At 64.6% G+C, this 1,697-nt stretch carries 3 protein-coding genes; 1 reads left to right on the top strand and 2 read right to left on the bottom strand.

The genetic code is table 11. The features are described from left to right. Window positions 1–402 precede the first annotated feature (402 nt). Complete coding sequence (locus ACFTZB_RS45455) at window positions 403–780, bottom strand: YccF domain-containing protein (protein ID WP_378442542.1); 378 nt, start codon at window positions 778–780, stop codon at window positions 403–405. 60 nt (window positions 781–840) lie between these two features. Next, complete coding sequence (locus ACFTZB_RS45460) at window positions 841–1,080, bottom strand: hypothetical protein (protein ID WP_378442544.1); 240 nt, start codon at window positions 1,078–1,080, stop codon at window positions 841–843. Between the two features lie 169 nt (window positions 1,081–1,249). Here ACFTZB_RS45460 and ACFTZB_RS45465 point away from each other — a divergent pair, with 169 nt between their 5' ends. Continuing rightward, a complete protein-coding gene (locus ACFTZB_RS45465) occupies window positions 1,250–1,660 on the top strand; it encodes a cold-shock protein (RefSeq protein ID WP_378442546.1) in 411 nt (136 codons plus the stop codon). Window positions 1,661–1,697: the final 37 nt, after the last annotated feature.

Here is a 1,697-nt window from a genome sequence, read left to right on the forward strand (position 1 = left end):
TGAGAGGTCGCCCGGCCTCGCCTCTCCTGGCTGGAGAGGGTCTGGCTTCACCCCAAGATCCGACTGTGCGAGGCACATTCGGACCGGTGTCCGTCTGGAAACTTGCGTTCCCTGGAGGACTTTGGGTCCCCCGTCCTCGTCCCTGGAATGCTTCGTCGGGACTCCGGTACCCGCGGGACGAGGTTTGGCGCGGCGGGCCGGATGTGGCCGATGTTTCCTCGGCCGGTGACGACGGTAACGGGCCGAGGCCGAGGTGTCACCATTTGATAACGCGGAGTGTCTTCGCCTGTTGCGGGGCCTCATTGGGCGCGCCGGGACTCTTCCCAGCTAGTGGCGACGAGACGTGGCTATCGCCGTCCCGTTGCCCTTCCGTTACCGGGCCGTTATGTGAGTAAGCTCACATCACCGCGGTGCGTCGACGATGTCCTTGCCGAGGGGCATCAGCGAGATGGGAATCATCTTGATGTTCGCGACGGCGAGAGGGATCCCGATGATCGTGATCGCCATGGCGACGGCCGTGACGACATGTCCGATCGCGAGCCACAGACCTGCGATGACGAACCAGATGACATTGCCGATCAGGGAGGCGACACCGGCCGTCGGCTTGTCGATCACGGTCTTCCCGAACGGCCACAGCGCGTAGACGCCGACCCGGAACGACGCGATGCCGAACGGGATCGTGATGATCAGGATGCAGCACAGGATTCCGGCGACGAAGTACCCCAGCGCCAGCCACAGACCGCCGAAGACCAGCCAGATGATATTGAGCAGAATTCTCATGATCGTCCCCTCGGTGGTTGGGAATGCCCGGTGGTCGGGAATGCCCGGTGGTCGGGTGTGTCAGCGCGAGCGTCTGCCCTGCCTCAGCGCCGTCACGATTCCGAGCAGGAATCCGATCGGGCAGGCAAGGGCGACGAGGTACAGAACGAGACCCGGTTCGGAATCGGACAGCACCGGGGTCAGGAAGATCGCCACGATCGCGACGAAGCCGATCGCGAAGAGAGCGAGTGCGACCCGCAGGAGTCCGTCGCCCCTCCGGGGTGTGTGAGGAGTGCTCGAAGGAGTCGATTCGTGGGCCACACCAGCAACGATAGTGCCTGGAAACCCGAATGCCGGAGGGGGTGTCTGCAAGGTAGACTGTGGGCACTGCGCGTCCCGCACCAGAGGTGGGGCGCGCTGTTTTGCATACCAAGTGCAACCAATACCAAGTGCAACCAACTGCACTCCAAGTGATGAGCGGGTGAACGCGGTGCCGACCGGCAAGGTGAAGTGGTACGACGTCGAAAAGGGCTTCGGCTTTCTGTCGCAGGAGGAGGGTGAGGACGTCTATGTGCGTTCGTCCGCTCTTCCCGAGGGCGTCGAGGGCCTCAAGGCCGGCCAGCGTGTCGAGTTCGGCATGGCCGCCGGTCGGCGCGGACCCCAGGCGCTGAGCCTGAAGGTGCTCGACCCTGCGCCGTCGCTGCGTCAGAACGCCGCGCGCAAGGAGCCGTCCGCCAAGAAGCACACGCCGGACGAACTGCACGGCATGGTCGAGGACATGATCACGCTGCTCGAGGCGAAGGTTCAGCCGGACCTGCGCAAGGGCAGGTACCCCGACCGCAAGACCGCCCAGCGCATCTCCGAGGTGGTCCGCGCCGTCGCACGCGAACTCGACAGCTGATTCGTCCGACGAGAAGGGCCCCGCGCTGTGGCAGCGT

The sequence above is a fragment of the Rhodococcus sp. NPDC057014 genome, from assembly GCF_042673295.1.
Lineage (GTDB): Bacteria > Actinomycetota > Actinomycetes > Mycobacteriales > Mycobacteriaceae > Rhodococcus_F.